Origin of the sequence: Anaerotignum lactatifermentans DSM 14214, from assembly GCF_900142265.1 — a bacterium.
Lineage (GTDB): Bacteria > Bacillota > Clostridia > Lachnospirales > Anaerotignaceae > Anaerotignum > Anaerotignum lactatifermentans.
Genome location: NZ_FRAH01000024.1, coordinates 1 through 16,097, shown reverse-complemented (window position 1 = coordinate 16,097; position 16,097 = coordinate 1). Strand labels below are relative to the sequence as shown.

At 50.6% G+C, this 16,097-nt stretch carries 10 protein-coding genes and 3 pseudogenes; 9 read left to right on the top strand and 4 right to left on the bottom strand.

The genetic code is table 11. The features are described from left to right. Positions 1–10: 10 nt before the first annotated feature. From BUB35_RS08005 to BUB35_RS19575, 3 genes are read right to left on the bottom strand one after another with little or no spacing between them, the layout of a single operon-like run. On the bottom strand, positions 11–3,166 hold the full coding sequence (locus tag BUB35_RS08005; protein ID WP_009860795.1) for a type III restriction-modification system endonuclease: 3,156 nt from the start codon (positions 3,164–3,166) through the stop codon (positions 11–13). 6 nt (positions 3,167–3,172) lie between these two features. Next, a complete protein-coding gene (locus BUB35_RS08000; RefSeq protein ID WP_009860794.1) occupies positions 3,173–3,691 on the bottom strand; it encodes a hypothetical protein in 519 nt (172 codons plus the stop codon). 7 nt (positions 3,692–3,698) lie between these two features. Next, positions 3,699–4,715: a DNA methyltransferase gene (locus BUB35_RS19575; RefSeq protein WP_072850737.1), complete on the bottom strand. Its 1,017-nt coding sequence runs from the start codon at positions 4,713–4,715 to the stop codon at positions 3,699–3,701. Between the two features lie 105 nt (positions 4,716–4,820). On the opposite strand from BUB35_RS19575, the pseudogene BUB35_RS07990 reads away from it, so the two are divergent. The 3 genes and pseudogenes from BUB35_RS07990 to BUB35_RS07975 form a co-directional block, all read left to right on the top strand. After that, positions 4,821–5,222: pseudogene (locus tag BUB35_RS07990) on the top strand (GNAT family N-acetyltransferase); the annotation flags it as partial. A 92-nt stretch (positions 5,223–5,314) separates the two neighbouring features. Next, positions 5,315–6,109: an aminoglycoside O-phosphotransferase APH(3')-IIIa gene (gene aph(3')-IIIa / locus BUB35_RS07985; protein WP_001096887.1), complete on the top strand. Its 795-nt coding sequence runs from the start codon at positions 5,315–5,317 to the stop codon at positions 6,107–6,109. A 488-nt stretch (positions 6,110–6,597) separates the two neighbouring features. Continuing rightward, positions 6,598–7,206, top strand: a pseudogene (locus BUB35_RS07975) (aminoglycoside 6-adenylyltransferase); the annotation flags it as partial. A gap of 45 nt (positions 7,207–7,251) precedes the next feature. Here BUB35_RS07975 and BUB35_RS07970 read toward each other — a convergent pair. Further along, positions 7,252–9,840 (bottom strand): SNF2-related protein, encoded by a 2,589-nt coding sequence (locus tag BUB35_RS07970; protein WP_007888782.1) that lies wholly within the window; start codon positions 9,838–9,840, stop codon positions 7,252–7,254. Positions 9,841–10,059: 219 nt separating this feature from the next. On the opposite strand from BUB35_RS07970, the pseudogene BUB35_RS07965 reads away from it, so the two are divergent. The 6 genes and pseudogenes from BUB35_RS07965 to BUB35_RS07940 all read left to right on the top strand — a co-directional run. Further along, positions 10,060–11,592 (top strand): annotated as a pseudogene (locus BUB35_RS07965) (recombinase family protein); the annotation flags it as partial. Positions 11,593–11,602: 10 nt separating this feature from the next. After that, entirely contained in the window at positions 11,603–11,773 is a 171-nt protein-coding gene (locus tag BUB35_RS20265) for a Maff2 family mobile element protein (RefSeq protein ID WP_072850733.1), read from the top strand. A gap of 19 nt (positions 11,774–11,792) precedes the next feature. Next, entirely contained in the window at positions 11,793–12,662 is an 870-nt protein-coding gene (locus tag BUB35_RS07955; protein WP_015573975.1) for a VirB6/TrbL-like conjugal transfer protein, CD1112 family, read from the top strand. Positions 12,663–12,698: 36 nt separating this feature from the next. Continuing rightward, positions 12,699–13,139 (top strand): PrgI family protein, encoded by a 441-nt coding sequence (locus BUB35_RS07950; RefSeq protein ID WP_072850730.1) that lies wholly within the window; start codon positions 12,699–12,701, stop codon positions 13,137–13,139. Further along, complete coding sequence (locus tag BUB35_RS07945; protein ID WP_072850728.1) at positions 13,051–15,486, top strand: VirB4-like conjugal transfer ATPase, CD1110 family; 2,436 nt, start codon at positions 13,051–13,053, stop codon at positions 15,484–15,486. The genes BUB35_RS07950 and BUB35_RS07945 overlap by 89 nt, the downstream gene beginning before the upstream one ends. Continuing rightward, on the top strand, positions 15,483–16,097 hold a 615-nt coding region (locus BUB35_RS07940), incomplete at its 3' end, for a DNA-methyltransferase (RefSeq protein WP_143158960.1). The genes BUB35_RS07945 and BUB35_RS07940, both read left to right, overlap by 4 nt.

Here is a 16,097-nt window from a genome sequence, read left to right as displayed (position 1 = left end):
TCTATCTCTGTCAAATGCGCTTGCGCAGCTCCGTCCAACTGGTTGCAGTCTCCAGCTCCACACCTGCGTCCAGTGCTTTGAAATGCTCCTTGCCGCAGTGGATTTTTAGCTGCTCACTGGTTTTCAGGTGCATAAAGCTGGTGTCACCCTTGGTTTCCAGGACGAAGTACAGCTTTTCCTCACCGTTCTTATTCAGATACACAGCCCAGTCGGGGTTGTACGTGCCAATGGGGGTTTCAATTTTGAAGCGGCTGGGAATCTTGAAGAACATCTTCACATCCGGGTCGTTGTCCAGGGCCACCGCCACCGGCTTCTCTACCGTGGAGCTGTCGTAAACCACATAGTCATAGACGCTGTGTTCCACCTTTACGGCGTTTCGATCCAGGTTAGCAAGCAACTCCGTGGTGTCGAAGATTTCCTGCACATAATATTCCTGGCCATCCAGCTTCACATAACGGATACCGTCGATAGCCAAGGCGTGGCGGTGGCTGCGGATTAGCTCTACGGCTTGCTCCAGAAATGCCTCCGGATTGTTGAGGAAATCGCCACACCGTCCGCTCTCTACCAGAATCCGATTGACGGTAGCCGGGGTCAACAGCGTTTCATCGCTGATGGCGGTGATGATGTCCGGCAGGGCCTGATAATCGTTGGCAATCTCCATCGTCCGCATTTCCCGTTCCATGTGGCTGATCCCGGACTGCTGGATGTGAATATCGGCAGTCTGGGACACCAGACGGGTTTTGGGGATATGGGGCATTTCCTGAAAGGCTTTGACGCAGTTCTTCACCAGCTGCTCTGTGTCAATGCTCACCCGGTAGGCGGTTTTCTGCTTGATCTTGCTCCACAGCTCCAGGAACTCCGGGGAGAGCATGACCTGTTTGTTGAGCCGTACCACCACATCACGGGAGGCATCCCGCACCGGGGGCTTCCGGTCGGCATTGGCGATAATCTGCTCAAAACGCTCTCTGGCAGCTTCATATTTTTTCGGCAGGTCAAGGGTTCCGTTCTTCAAAGCGTTCTTCATGGTATCCTTGACCTTACCGGTGCTGGTGATATACCCCTTCTGCTCAAAATGCTCCAGCAGCTCCGTAGCTTCCTCGTGGGTGACGGTATGTTCCTCTACGGTAGTGATTGTACTGGTGATTCCAATAATTGCCTCTGCTGCCTGTTCAGCGGTCGCACCGTTTTTAATTTGGCGCATGACTTCCGTTACGGGGCTGGGCGGTTCGGTGATTTTCCCTGATTCCAATTCCGCTGTAATTTTTTCTTCCGCTGCCGTCATTTCGGGGTCGGCCATCCATTTGTCAATGGAGCCGTCGTCCATCCAGGTTTTTACCAGCTCGTGGGCCTCTTCTCTGTCAATCGTATGCTCACGGGTAACTTCTTCCTGATAGGTCATCCCAGCAAACAAACTGAGCTGGAGTACACCAAACTTGACGCCAGTTTCGTCCTCGATCTCTTTCTGGAGGGTGGAAGCAAACTCGGAAAAGCTCTCGTTGGCCATGACGTGAAGGACATTGATATTCTTGTCCTCGATGCGTTCACCGTCCTGGTTCACGCACAGGCGCAGGCCACGGCCCACCTTCTGGCGGCAGGTAAAGGTGGACTTCTGCTCGATCAGGGTGCAGACCTGAAACACGTTGGGGTTGTCCCAGCCTTCCCGCAGCGCCGAGTGGGAGAAAATAAACCGCAGCGGACACTCAAAGCTGAGAAGCCACTCCTTGTCCCGCATGATGGTGTTGTAGGTGTCATCGTCGGCCTGGGTGTCGCCCTTGGTGTCCTTCAGGCGTCCTTTCTTGTCCTGAGAGAAGTAGCCGTTATGTACCTTGCTCACATCTGTGGTGAATCGCTCTCGGAGGAGCGCATACTTGGGCTTTGCGATCAGCTCCTGATAGCACTCCTCAAACATAGTGGCGTAGATGCCGGGTGTGCCGTCCTCGTGGCGGTACTTGTCCACCTTATCGATGAAGAACAGGGACAGTACCTTGATCCCCTTGTCCAGATACCGCAGCTCTTTGTCAAGGTGGGTTTCGATGGTGCGCCGGATTTGCGCCTTCTTGACGATGTTCTCGTCCACGTCTCCAATGGCCTTGCCCAGCTTGACCTCCTGGGTATTGCCAAACTCGATATGTTCAAAATCGGGAGTGCAGTCAATTCCGGTAACGGTGTAGCCTTCGTACAGTTCCCGCCCGCCGGACAGCAGGAATAAATCGTCGCCCGGCTTGACAGTCATGGCCTTGCGGGTCACGGCTCCGGTCTTGCCCTTCACATCCAGTTCCACTCTGGCCTTAAAGCCCTTGTCGTTGCTGACGGAAAGCAGCCGCACATAGGCTTGATTGAAGCCACCGGCAACCTGATTGGAGGATACGGCGATCTGCTTGACCAGCCCCATCTGGTAGGCGTCTACCGGAGTCAGGCGGTAAAGCAGATTGATTTTTTCTCGGTGGGTGGCGGAGTACCGCAGCACACACAGGGGATTGAGCGTGGCAATGGCTTCCTTGGCCTTGGGGGTGTTGTCCACGCTCTGGGGTTCATCGATGATAACGATAGGGTGTGTGTTCTGAATAAAGCCCATAGCCGTTTCACCGTTGAGCCGATCCTGCGCTTGATTGATGATGTTCTCCGCTTTCTTGAAAGCGTCGATGTTAATAATCATCACTTCGATATTGGAACTGGTGGCAAATTGCCGCACGTCGGACAGCTTGGCAGAGTTGTAGATGAAGTACCGGCATGGCACGTTGTCGTATTGCAGGCCGAAATGCTCCTGCGTGACCTGAAAGGATTTGTAGACGCCCTCCCGGATGGCCACCGACGGCACCACGATAACAAACTTGGTGAATCCGTACTTGCGGTTCAGCTCAAAGATGGTCTTGGTGTAGACGTAGGTCTTGCCGGTGCCAGTTTCCATCTCAATACAGAACTGGCAGCCTTCCGCTGTGGGGGTCAGGGGCAGGTTATTCCGCTTCTGGACGGTGTGCATATTGGCGGTCAATGTTTCCTGGTCAATGTAGAGAGCATTGCCCTGGCCCAGCTCATTTAAGAAATTGGTCTGGGCTTCCTCCATGACGGAGAAGGTGCTCCGTGTTTTCTCCTGGCCGGCAAACAAATCCACCACAGCGTTGACTGCATCCATTTGGAAGGCTTGATTCTTGAATTTCAGTTTCATGCCTGTTCACCTCTTAAATAACCGCAGGAACAGGGTATAGTTCCATAAGAGATTATCTGCTTCAATGGAGTGCTGAATATTGATAATCTCATATTTGATTCCAACAATATTTTTGCTGTCCATGTAGAGCTTGAGATTTTTATAGCTCTGCACAACATCAAGTTGATTTAGTATCCCATTGTCAAGCACCTGATCTATTTTTGAAGTTAAGTTCCGATATATGTCTTGATTTCCTGTTTCACAATACAGGGCTGCTCGTTCGTAGGCGGTTTTTAGTGCTAATAGTGCATCTTTGCGTATGTCAATCTGCATTTTTCGCACACCAACAATAATTACTTCGTATATCGTAAAGCAAAAAGCAATCCGCTCAATCCAAAGCCACAAAGTATTACCGCTGGAGATAGGGGAAATGAATGTAGAAAGACAAGCAAGTAAAAATGGAATACCAATGTATTCGATTGTTCCAAGTAAGCAATGTACAATGGTTTTTGTGATTACATGAAACCATTTTAGAGTGTTATTCATATCTTTCTCACACCAGTTTCAGCTCAATCCCATGATCCCGCAGGATATAGTAGGCATTAGCCATAGCGGTATCGTCAGCAAAGCTGTCACGGGAGATGATGATTTTTGCCGGGGCATATTCGGTCATCTGCTCCACGTCCTCGGGCTGCACATCCTCGGCCAGACAGACCAGCAGCAGGCAGTCATCGCCCACGCCATAGACAGTCTTGTTATTGATGGAGAACGGTGTCACGGAGTAGGTCAGCGGCACACCCAGTTTGAGCATGATTTCATAAATCATATCCAGGTCGGTGCGCTCCGGCTTCACCCGATGAATCATGCTGTTCATCCGCCGATACAGCAGGTCGAGCTGCTCGTCCTCAATGGGGGTGGCGTCCCAGGTTTCCAGATTGGAGGTGTCCAGCTTGAAAACACGGAAGCCCACATCCAGTTTTGCTGCCATTTCTTTTTTTGCATTGATTACCTCTGGACTTTCTTCCCACTCCGCATAAGCAAATCCTTCAAGTGAATCATGCTGATCTTGATGGCGTTTCATTGCACGAACAAACAAACCGGAACTTTCAAGCGCATCTTTTAGCATTTTACCAGCCCGCCGGATTCGCTCCTTACCGATCTCGCAGATATTCTTGTACCCGGTCTTGTATGCCTCGCTCTTTTCGTCGCACAGTTCGGGAAGCTGTACCAGAATAAAGCGCCGATTTCCACCGTCCTCAGCGTTGAGCTGCATCACTGCATGGGCGGTAGTAGCAGAACCGGAGAAGAAGTCAAGGATGATGTCATCCGTGTTAGACACTTGGGAAACTAATTGCTTAATAACCTCGACTGGCTTTGGAAAATCAAATAAATACTTATTAAACAATCCTCCAATTTCCTTGGTTGCAGTATTTGTATAAACGCCAGTGCTGAAAACAGATGAAAAACCAGGAAGATTGTCTGACAGCTCGTTCAAAAATGATTTTTTGCGCGGCCGCCCATCTGGGTTGTCGGGCCAAATAATCCTGCCCTCTTGAATGAGCCGATTCATGGTATTTCGATCATATCGCCAGCCTTTTTCGGGGCATCCGTAGTTTCTTCCATCTGCCGGATTGATTAAATCATAGTGCAAATTTGGACGAGCATCGGCAGTAGCAAGTCCTACCAAGACGAAGAGGATGAAGAGGATGAGGAGGCAGATTGCCTTGAATATATTGACAATACTGATAAGATAATATATCTTTACTACCAAGACGATAAATGCGTCGGAAAAGTTAAACTGCGAAAAAATTGGAACCGGTACGCTTATATAGAAGATATCGCCGTATGTAAGGATTTCAGGGGGCAAGGCATAGGCAGCGCGCTTATCAATATATCTATAGAATGGGCAAAGCATAAAAACTTGCATGGACTAATGCTTGAAACCCAGGACAATAACCTTATAGCTTGTAAATTCTATCATAATTGTGGTTTCAAAATCGGCTCCGTCGATACTATGTTATACGCCAACTTTGAAAACAACTTTGAAAAAGCTGTTTTCTGGTATTTAAGGTTTTAGAATGCAAGGAACAGTGAATTGGAGTTCGTCTTGTTATAATTAGCTTCTTGGGGTATCTTTAAATACTGTAGAAAAGAGGAAGGAAATAATAAATGGCTAAAATGAGAATATCACCGGAATTGAAAAAACTGATCGAAAAATACCGCTGCGTAAAAGATACGGAAGGAATGTCTCCTGCTAAGGTATATAAGCTGGTGGGAGAAAATGAAAACCTATATTTAAAAATGACGGACAGCCGGTATAAAGGGACCACCTATGATGTGGAACGGGAAAAGGACATGATGCTATGGCTGGAAGGAAAGCTGCCTGTTCCAAAGGTCCTGCACTTTGAACGGCATGATGGCTGGAGCAATCTGCTCATGAGTGAGGCCGATGGCGTCCTTTGCTCGGAAGAGTATGAAGATGAACAAAGCCCTGAAAAGATTATCGAGCTGTATGCGGAGTGCATCAGGCTCTTTCACTCCATCGACATATCGGATTGTCCCTATACGAATAGCTTAGACAGCCGCTTAGCCGAATTGGATTACTTACTGAATAACGATCTGGCCGATGTGGATTGCGAAAACTGGGAAGAAGACACTCCATTTAAAGATCCGCGCGAGCTGTATGATTTTTTAAAGACGGAAAAGCCCGAAGAGGAACTTGTCTTTTCCCACGGCGACCTGGGAGACAGCAACATCTTTGTGAAAGATGGCAAAGTAAGTGGCTTTATTGATCTTGGGAGAAGCGGCAGGGCGGACAAGTGGTATGACATTGCCTTCTGCGTCCGGTCGATCAGGGAGGATATCGGGGAAGAACAGTATGTCGAGCTATTTTTTGACTTACTGGGGATCAAGCCTGATTGGGAGAAAATAAAATATTATATTTTACTGGATGAATTGTTTTAGTACCTAGATTTAGATGTCTAAAAAGCTTTAACTACAAGCTTTTTAGACATCTAACTATTTGATAACCTTCTGTTATCTGAAAAAGTTAATTTGGAATTGCAGGGAACAGAGAATGCAGAACATGGCTGTCTGTCATTGCGCTATGCTGTGAAAAATAAGGATTAGTGCAGCATACTTTAAAAAGTGTCTGTTGGGACAGTGTCCTAAAGGAAGCATAAGCTCATGGCTAGCGGCGGTGTTAAAGTAACGGCACTCGGCCCCAATATATAGTTGATATGCCCCTAAGCCTTTGAGGGCAAGGCGGTCAACCGCGCCTTTTCCGGTCCGCATACAGTCGTTCAATGAGGGTATCAAGCTCGGCAATGCGGCGGTGCTTCTCGGTGGTTCGTTTCTTCGCCGCCGTTTTCGGCTAATTCTAATTGATCCGAACTGTAAGGATAAGCAATTATCCGGGGCTAGTTAAGTATCTTAGAGAGGAAGATAAAGATACCTTATTGCCCTTGGAAGAGTTAGATAATTACCTAAAGGGCGATAAATTAATAAAGGTTCTAATTGATAAAGATTGTAGAATTAAAAGGGACATAGTTCCGACTGATATAGATTATCATGTAAGAAAGCCAAGCGCAAGGGAGTATGATGATTGCTGCAATGAATTTTGGAATGTAACACCTTATGTTATTAAAGGATTGTGCCGTAAGGAAATTTTATTTGCTATTGATCATTTTAATCAGATTGTTCGCCATGAGCTGCTGAGAATGATATCATGGAAGGTCGGCATCGAAACAGGCTTTAAATTAAGTGTAGGCAAGAACTATAAGTTTATTGAAAGGTATATATCCGAGGATTTGTGGGAGAAACTTTTGTCCACCTACCGGATGGATTCCTATGAAAACATATGGGAAGCATTATTTCTATGCCATCAATTGTTCAGGGCGGTATCCGGTGAGGTGGCGGAAAGGCTTCATTATGCCTATCCGGAGTATGATACCATGTTAGCACTTGTCCAAGGGCCACGGGGGTCATTGTCAGGATTCTTATATTGTTCTGTTTTTCTGTCGGTTCCACGGAATACCCGGTGTCCGAATTGCTTTGTATAACACACTACATACTCGTGGTCTATTGAAACACCGGTAATGTTTCGATTATCTTTTCATTTTTTCTTCCAGCTCCATATCCAGCCGCATGGCGTCAAAGAACTGGCTCTCCTGGTGCTTCATATATTCCTGCCGAAGCTGGTTGATTTTCTTCTGTGCAGCCAGACGTTTCAGCCGGTCGCCGGTGACGGCCTCCAGCTCCGCTTGCGCCTGCTGTACCTGGCTGTCCAGGGTGTTCAGTTCTCGGCTCAATGCCGCCTTATCAGCGGACACTTGCTGCTTCATCCGCTCCATTTCCTCGGCCTGGGCAGGCGAAAGGCGCTCCAGTTGCTCCGCCATCATCTTATCACTCGGCACCAGCCGATCCAGCGGGTGGGGGCGGCTGGTTCCTTTTAACCAGTGGGGGGATCTCCGCTCATCCTCCGTGCTGCTCTCCACCGGCAAGTCAAAGATGCTGCGGCAAGCTGCATCGTCCAGGGCCTTGCCGCTATCCGTCAAACCGCACAGTACGGCGTGTTCTGTGCGGCTGGAGCCTGAAACCAGGGTGACAGTATAAAGGGCTATCTGGCACGGCGCCTGCACCGTCGGGATGGTCAGCACTCCCTCGTTGGCACACTCCAGCTCGTGGAGAATCCCACGGCCTATGATACTGGACAGGGTAATCTGTCCGGCCTTGGGTTTGAAGTCTTTTGCCATGCCGTACATCTTCTGGCTGCGATAGGGCCGGTTCCGGCTCCCCGTCCAGTAGTAGAACAGCACCGGCAGTTCCCGGTACTCCGTGGCCGTGATCGTACGGTTGAATTCGTCAATCACAAAACGGCAATCATCGTTCTTTTCATTATAACGAGTAAAAAACCATTTGGTAATTTCCCAGAGGTCGTTGTTCAGCTCCTGTCCACGGCGATTCACATACTTGGGATTGATCTTCACCTTGTCGGCCAGTTCCTTGGTGAAGGTGGTAAACAGAATATCCTCCGCTGCGGAGACGGTCTGCCGGTTATCTTCCTCGTGGGTACTCAGGGTCTGGCGGTATGCCTGCTCAATCTGTGCCCTGGGCCGCAACCGCTGGGCAATGACCGGAAAGGCTGCTTTTACATCATCTGTAAAACCGCCCAGCACGTCATCGGTAATACCAAAGACACCGTCTGTCACCAACATCCGCTTGTTGACCAGCTCCAGCTTGCGAACATCGGCAAAGTTGTTCTTGTCGATGAAGGCCACTGACAGCACATCGTTTTCCTGACCCAGCCGGTGGCAGCGGTCGATACGCTGCTCCAGCTTTAAGGTGTTGTACGGCAGGTCGTAGTGGATGATGAAAGCAGCCTCCTCCAGATTGAAGCCCTTGGCACCGTTATCGGTGGAAATCAGCACCTCGCCATCCTCCTTGAACTGGCGGATCACGGAGTAATCGGCGCTGCCGTTGTAGGCCAGAGTGCGGTACCGGTCAGAAAGAAGATTCTGGAGCATCTTCTGGGTTTCCACGCTCTCGGTGAAGATAACCGCTTTCTGTTTGGCTCCCGTTTTCTTCATCAGGGAAAATCCCTGTTTGAGAACGGTCAGCAGCTCACCGGCCTTGGCATCCTGGGGAATGCTTTCGGCTGCGGTTTGAATCTCTTGCCATTGGCTTAGTTCGTCCGCTGCGTTTTCCAGCCCCTGGAGCCGCTTGACGATACCTTTGATGGTTTGCAAAATTGCCGCCGTAGAGGAACCCAACAGGCCCAGCAGCCGCAGAGCCAGGTCATATTGGTTCATTTCGGGAAAGGCTCGCTTTTCCGGCTGGTTGATGTAGGCGTACAGCAGCTCATAGAGCTGCCGCTCTGCCTTGCCGGGGGTGTACTCCACGGTCAGCAGCACACGTTCCGTCACCTTGGCGTAGTGCTTGGCCTGGGAACGGAGGGTACGGAAACAATAGCGGCTGACCTGTTCGCTGAGTTCCGGGTAGTTCTCTGGTCGGCGCAGATACCGGGCCAGAAACTCTTTTTCTCCCGGCAGCAGCGTTTCGTCGATGAACCAGATCAGACCGTATAAGTCCATGATGTTCTTTTCAATGGGAGTGCCGGTCAGCAGCAGCTTGAAGGAGTCTCCGGCGATCCGCTTGAGGGCCTTGGCCTGCTTGTTGTCCTCCCGGTAGACTGGAGAGAGGGCATTGGCTTCCTCGAATACCGTCAGATCCCAGTTAACTACCTTTGCGGCCTCCTCATTGTCGGCGGCGAAGTCGTAGGTAGTAATAACAATGGCATCTTGGATAAAAGCGTTGGAGTTGTCCTCACTGGTGTTCTGCCGCCATTGGTCCCGATTGGTCAGCACCACATATGGGACGGTATAGAATCGCTCCAGCATTTCCGTCCACTGGTGCAGCAGGTCGGCATTGGGAATGACCAACAGAATCCGGCTGTATCCCTCCAGCCACTTTTGATTGATGACCAGCATGGCCTCGTGGCTCTTGCCCATACCTGCTTCATCGCACAGAACGGCACCTTTCTGATAGGGGGAACGCAGGGCAAAGCTGGCCGCTGCAATCTGAAACGGATAGATTTCAATATCCGATGATGCAAAGACCGGAAGGAACTGTTCTGCTTCCGGCAGTTGTTCCAAAAGTCGGGCCTTGTAATAGGCATGAAACGGTGTTTGCGGCATGGCAATTCCCCCCTTTTTCTTTTATTTACACTTCTTTTTATTATGGCAGATATTGACGAAAAACGCAACGACGATTGATTCCTTTATTTAAGGGGAAAATGTCATTTCCAAAATAAAGACCACAATCAGTGCCGGACTGATTGTGGTCAAAAAGCATTATAAAAATGTGATATTGTTTATGCCTTAATTCGTTGCTGAATGGTAAAACACCCTTGACAAATCTCTTTCCAGAAACGGATTTTGGAAGCCTACGCCAAGCAGAACGGCTTTACCAATCTGCGCTGGTACACCGACGACGGCTACTCAGGTGCGAACTTCCAGCGGCCCGGATTTCAAGCCATGCTTGCAGACATTGAAGCCGGGAAAGTCGGCACCGTCATAGTCAAGGACATGAGCAGGCTGGGGCGTAATTACTTGCAGGTGGGATTTTACACGGAAATGCTGTTCCCTCAAAAGGGAGTGCGTTTTATCGCTGTCAATGACAACGTGGACAGCGCAAACGGCGGCATGGACAATGATTTTACCCCTCTGCGGAACTTATTTAACGAATGGCTGGTGAGAGATACGAGCAAGAAAATCAAGGCAGTAAAGAAAGCAAAAGGCATGAGCGGCAAGCCTGTAACCAGCAAGCCAGTCTATGGCTATCTCATGGACAAGGACGAGAACTATATCGTTGACGAGGAAGCCGCCCCGGTTGTCCGGCAGATTTACCAGCTTTGCCTTGCGGGAAATGGCCCGACCAAGATTGCCCGTATGCTGACGGAGCAGCAAATCCCCACGCCGGGGACGCTGGAATACCGCAGGACGGGCAGCACCCGACGCTACCACCCCGGCTATGAGTGCAAGTGGGCGACAAACACCGTCGTCCATCTGCTGGAAAACCGGGAGTACACTGGCTGTCTGGTAAACTTCAAGACGGAGAAGCCCTCTTACAAGGTCAAGCACAGCGTTGAGAACCCCATCGAGAAGCAGGCTATCTTCCCAAATCACCATGAGCCGATTATCGACACGGAAACATGGGAGCGTGTGCAGGAGTTACGCAAGCAGCGAAAACGCCCGAACCGCTATGATGAAGTGGGGCTGTTCTCTGGTATGCTGTTCTGCGCCGACTGCGGCCATGTGCTGTATCAGCAGCGGTATCAGAACAAGAACCGCAAGCAGGACTGTTATATCTGCGGCAGCTACAAGAAGCGTACCCGTGACTGTACGGCACACTTTATCCGCACCGACCTTTTGACGGCGGGCGTGCTTTCCAATCTCCGGCAAGTGACGGAATACGCCGCCAGGCATGAGAGCCGCTTTGTAAAGCTGCTCATCCAGCAGAACGAAATCGGCGGCAAGAGAAAGACCGCCGCAGCCACGAAGCAGCTTGAACAGGCCCAGACACGCATTGCCGAAGTGAACCGCATTATCAAGCGGCTGTATGAGGACAATGTAAGCGGCAAAATCAGCGACGAGCGTTTCATGGAGCTGTCGGCGGACTATGAGCAGGAGCAGCGGGAACTGAAAGACCGGGCTGCCGCTTTGCAGGAGGAACTTTCCAAGTCGCAGGCCGCCACCGTCAACGCCGAGAAATTCATGGGGATTGTGAGAAAGCACCTTGCTTTTGAAGAATTGACCCCCACCCTCTTGCGGGAAATGATTGAGAAAATCGTCGTGCATGAGTGCAGCTATGACGAGAACGGCACCCGCAGGCAGGACATTGAGATTTATTACAGCTTTGTCGGCAAGATAGACTTGCCGGAAGCCTAACGCCTGACCTATCCGACACAGCCCTAAGTGCCGGATAGGAACGGCAAAATTTTTTACACTTCTATTACTTCTTTATCGCACATTAGCAAAAAGCCAGGGCATGAAACAGCTTATGGCGGGCGGCGGCGTTGCCCTTATCGGTATGCTCCTTGTACCGCAGCTTGCCGGACTTTTCGGATAAGCCGCAGGAGTAACCGCCTATGCAGAGCATACTTGACGCGATTAACGAATGGATAAAGGGTATCTTAATCGGAGCCATTAACGGGAATCTGTCAACTATGTTCGGGGACGTAAACGAAAAGGTAGGCACTATCGCAAACGAGGTAGGCAAGACCCCGCAGGGGTGGAACGCGAACATCTTCTCCATGATACAAAACCTGTCGGAGAATGTAATCGTCCCCATTGCGGGGCTTGTCATTACCTACGTCCTATGCGTGGAGCTTATCAGCATGGTAACGGAAAAGAACAATCTGCACGACATTGACACTTTTATGTTTTTCAAGTGGTTTTTCAAAGCGTTCGTTGCCGTCTTTCTGGTAACGCATACCTTTGACATTACTATGGCAGTCTTTGACATGGCGCAGCACATTGTTTCCGGCGCGGCGGGGGTAATCAGCAGCGATACGGCTATCGACGCTGCCGAAGCCCTTGCTTCCATGCAGGAGGGGCTTGAAGGAATGGAAATCCCCGAACTTCTCTTACTCATGCTTGAAACAAGCCTTGTGAGCTTGTGCATGAAAATCATGTCCGTACTGATAACGGTTATCCTCTACGGCAGAATGATTGAAATTTACCTTTACTGTTCGGTATCGCCTATCCCATTTGCAACCATGACAAACCGGGAATGGGGACAGATAGGGAACAACTACCTGAAAGGGCTGTTCGCCCTTGGCTTTCAAGGGTTCCTCATTATGATATGCGTCGGCATTTACGCCGTTCTTGTAAATGATATGATTGTCGCCGATAACTTACACAGCGCGATATTCTCCCTTGCAGCCTATACGGTTATCCTCTGTTTTTCCCTGTTCAAATCCGGCGCACTGGCAAAATCAATCCTCAATGCACATTAAACGCGGGGAGCTTCCCCGCAGAAAGGAGGTTTTCACTTGGCGTATGTACCCGTACCGAAAGATTTATCCAAAGTCAAAACAAAAGTCGCTTTCAACCTAACGAAGCGGCAGCTCATTTGTTTTGCGGCAGCCCTGGGCGCAGGCTTGCCGCTTTTCTTTTTACTCAAAGGCAGCGCAGGGACGAGCCTTGCGGCTATGGCTATGATTGTCGTCATGCTGCCCTGCTTCCTCTTTGCCATGTATGAGAAACACGGGCAGCCCCTTGAAGTGATTGTAAAGAACATCATACAGACCCAGTTTATCCGTCCAAAGGAACGCCCCTACCAGACGGAAAACCTTTACGCCGTTCTGGAACGGCAGAGAAAACTTGAAAAGGAGGTATCAGCGATTGTCAAAAAGACAGGCAGCGCAGGCGCGGGCAGCCGTCCCCGCAAAGGGAAAAAGGAAGCTGACCCGCGCCGAAAAGAAACAGATTGAAAGCATTATAAGACAGGCAAAAGGCGACGGGAAAGCCCACACCGCGCAGCAGACCATTCCCTACTTGCAGATGTACCCGGACGGTATCTGCCAGGTAACGGATAAAAAGTATTCAAAGAGTATCGTGTTTGAGGACATCAACTATCAGCTTGCAGGCAGCGACGATAAGACCGCCATTTTTGAAAACTGGTGCGACTTCCTCAACTACTTTGACGCAAGCGTAAGCGTGCAGCTTTCCTTTATCAATCAGGGAACGCAGCGGGAGGAAGCGGAAAAAGCCATAGATATTCCCATGCAGGACGACGCTTTCAACTCAATCCGCAGCGAGTACGCGGGTATGCTGAAAAATCAGCTCTCCAAAGGGAACAACGGGCTTGTGAAGCACAAGTATATTACATTTTCCATTGAAGCCGGCAATCCGGCGGCGGCAAAATCCCGCCTTGCCCGTATTGAAACCGACATACTCAACAATTTTAAAGTGCTTGGCGTGACCGCCCGCCCCTTAAACGGGCAGGAACGCTTAAAGGTGCTGCATGGGGTATTCCACCCGGACGGGGAGCCGTTCGCGTTTTCCTATGACTGGCTTGCCCCGGCAGGGCTTACTACAAAGGACTTTATCGCCCCGTCCTCTTTCCGGTTCGGGGAGGGCAGGTATTTCCGCATGGGGCGTAAAATCGGCGCAGTCAGCTTCCTTGAAATCCTTGCGCCGGAACTGAACGACCGTATGCTTGCCGACATTCTGGACTTGGAAACGGGCGTAATCGTAAACTTACATATCCGCAGTATCGACCAGACGGAAGCCATAAAGACCATTAAGCGGAAAATCACAGACCTTGACAAGATGAAGATTGAGGAACAGAAAAAAGCTGTCCGTTCCGGGTACGACATGGATATTATCCCGTCCGACCTTGCCACGTTCGGCAGCGAAGCGAAAAATCTCTTGCAGGATTTACAAAGCAGGAATGAGCGAATGTTCCTGTTGACCTTCCTTGTGGTAAACATGGCAGACACGAAGCGGAAACTGGAAAATGACGTGTTCGCGGCGGCGGGTATCGCACAGAAATATAACTGCGCCCTTACCCGGCTTGACTATCAGCAGGAAGCAGGCTTGATGAGCAGCGTCCCTCTGGGCGAGAACCTTGTCCCTATCCAGAGGGGCTTGACGACGAGCAGTACCGCAATCTTTATCCCCTTTATCACGCAGGAGCTTTTCCAGACCGGGGAAGCCCTTTACTACGGGCTGAACGCGCTTTCTAACAACATGATACTCTGCGACCGGAAGCAGCTCAAAAACCCGAACGGGCTTATCCTTGGGACGCCGGGAAGCGGGAAATCCTTTGCGGCAAAGCGGGAAATGACAAATGCGTTTCTCATTACGGACGACGATATTATCATCTGCGACCCGGAAGCCGAGTATTTTTCCCTTGTGCAGCGGCTCAACGGACAGGTGGTGCGGCTCTCCCCGGCGGGGAAAGGCATGGACGGCAAGCCACAGTATGTAAACCCTATGGATATAAACCTCAACTATTCCGAGGACGACAACCCCCTTGCCTTAAAAAGCGACTTTATCCTTTCCCTCTGCGAGCTTGTTATCGGCGGCAAGGAGGGCTTGCAGCCTGTCGATAAGACCGTCATTGACCGGGCTGTACGGAATGTGTACCGACCGTTTCTTGCCGACCCCGACCCGGCGAAAATGCCTGTCCTTGGCGACCTTTACAATGAACTTTTGAAGCAGCCGGAGCCGGAAGCGGCGCGGATTGCGGCGGCGTTGGAGCTTTACGTTTCCGGCAGTCTTAACGTGTTCAACCACAGGACGAACGTGGAGCTTTCCAACCGCCTTGTCTGCTTTGACATTAAGCAGCTTGGGAAACAGCTCAAAAAGTTAGGTATGCTCATTGTGCAAGACCAGGTATGGAACCGCGTGACGGTCAACCGGGCAGAGAAAAAAGCGACGCGCTACTACATGGACGAATTTCACTTGCTTTTGAAAGAAGAACAGACCGCCGCCTATTCCGTGGAGATTTGGAAGCGTTTCCGTAAGTGGGGCGGCATTCCGACCGCCATTACCCAGAACGTCAAAGACCTGCTTGCTTCCCGCGAAGTGGAGAATATCTTTGAGAACAGCGATTTTGTCCTCATGCTCAATCAGGCACAGGGCGACCGGGCTATCCTTGCAGGACAGTTAGGCATTTCCCCGCAGCAGATGAAGTATGTGACCCACACCGAAGCGGGCGAGGGGCTTATCTTCTACGGGAACGTGGTGCTGCCTTTTGTAGACCGCTTCCCGAAGGACACGGAGCTTTACAAGGTAATGACGACGAAGCCGGAGGAAGTGGGGGAAGCATGAACGGGCTGACGACAGACACCATTATCAACCGGGACGCGCTGTATGCCCTGCGGGAACTTCCCTCTGAAAGCGTCCATTGTGCCGTGACAAGCCCGCCCTACTACGCGCTGCGCGATTACGGGCTTACCATGCAGATAGGGCGCGAGGACACGCCGGAGGAATATATCCGGCGGTTGACCGTGATTTTCCGGGAGCTGCGGAGGGTGCTGCGCCCGGACGGGACGCTCTGGCTGAATATCGCAGACACTTACTGCGGCACTGGAAGCAAAGGCAGCTCTACCGACCCGAAAAACCCGAAAGGCAGGAACGGGCAAAGCGTATCAATCGCACGAAAAGCGGCGGGTATCAAGCAAAAAGATTTAATCGGTATCCCGTGGCTCTTAGCCTTTTCCCTGCGCTCGGACGGGTGGTATCTGCGGAGCGATATTATCTGGCAGAAAGAAAACCCCATGCCGGAAAGCTGCAAAGACCGCCCGACCCGCTGCTATGAACATATCTTCCTGCTGACGAAAGAAAAGAAATACTACTATGACGCGGCAGCCATAGCCGAACCCATTTCCCCGAAAACGGCGGCGCGGTACCGACTGGGGCGCAGCGCGAACAGCAAATAC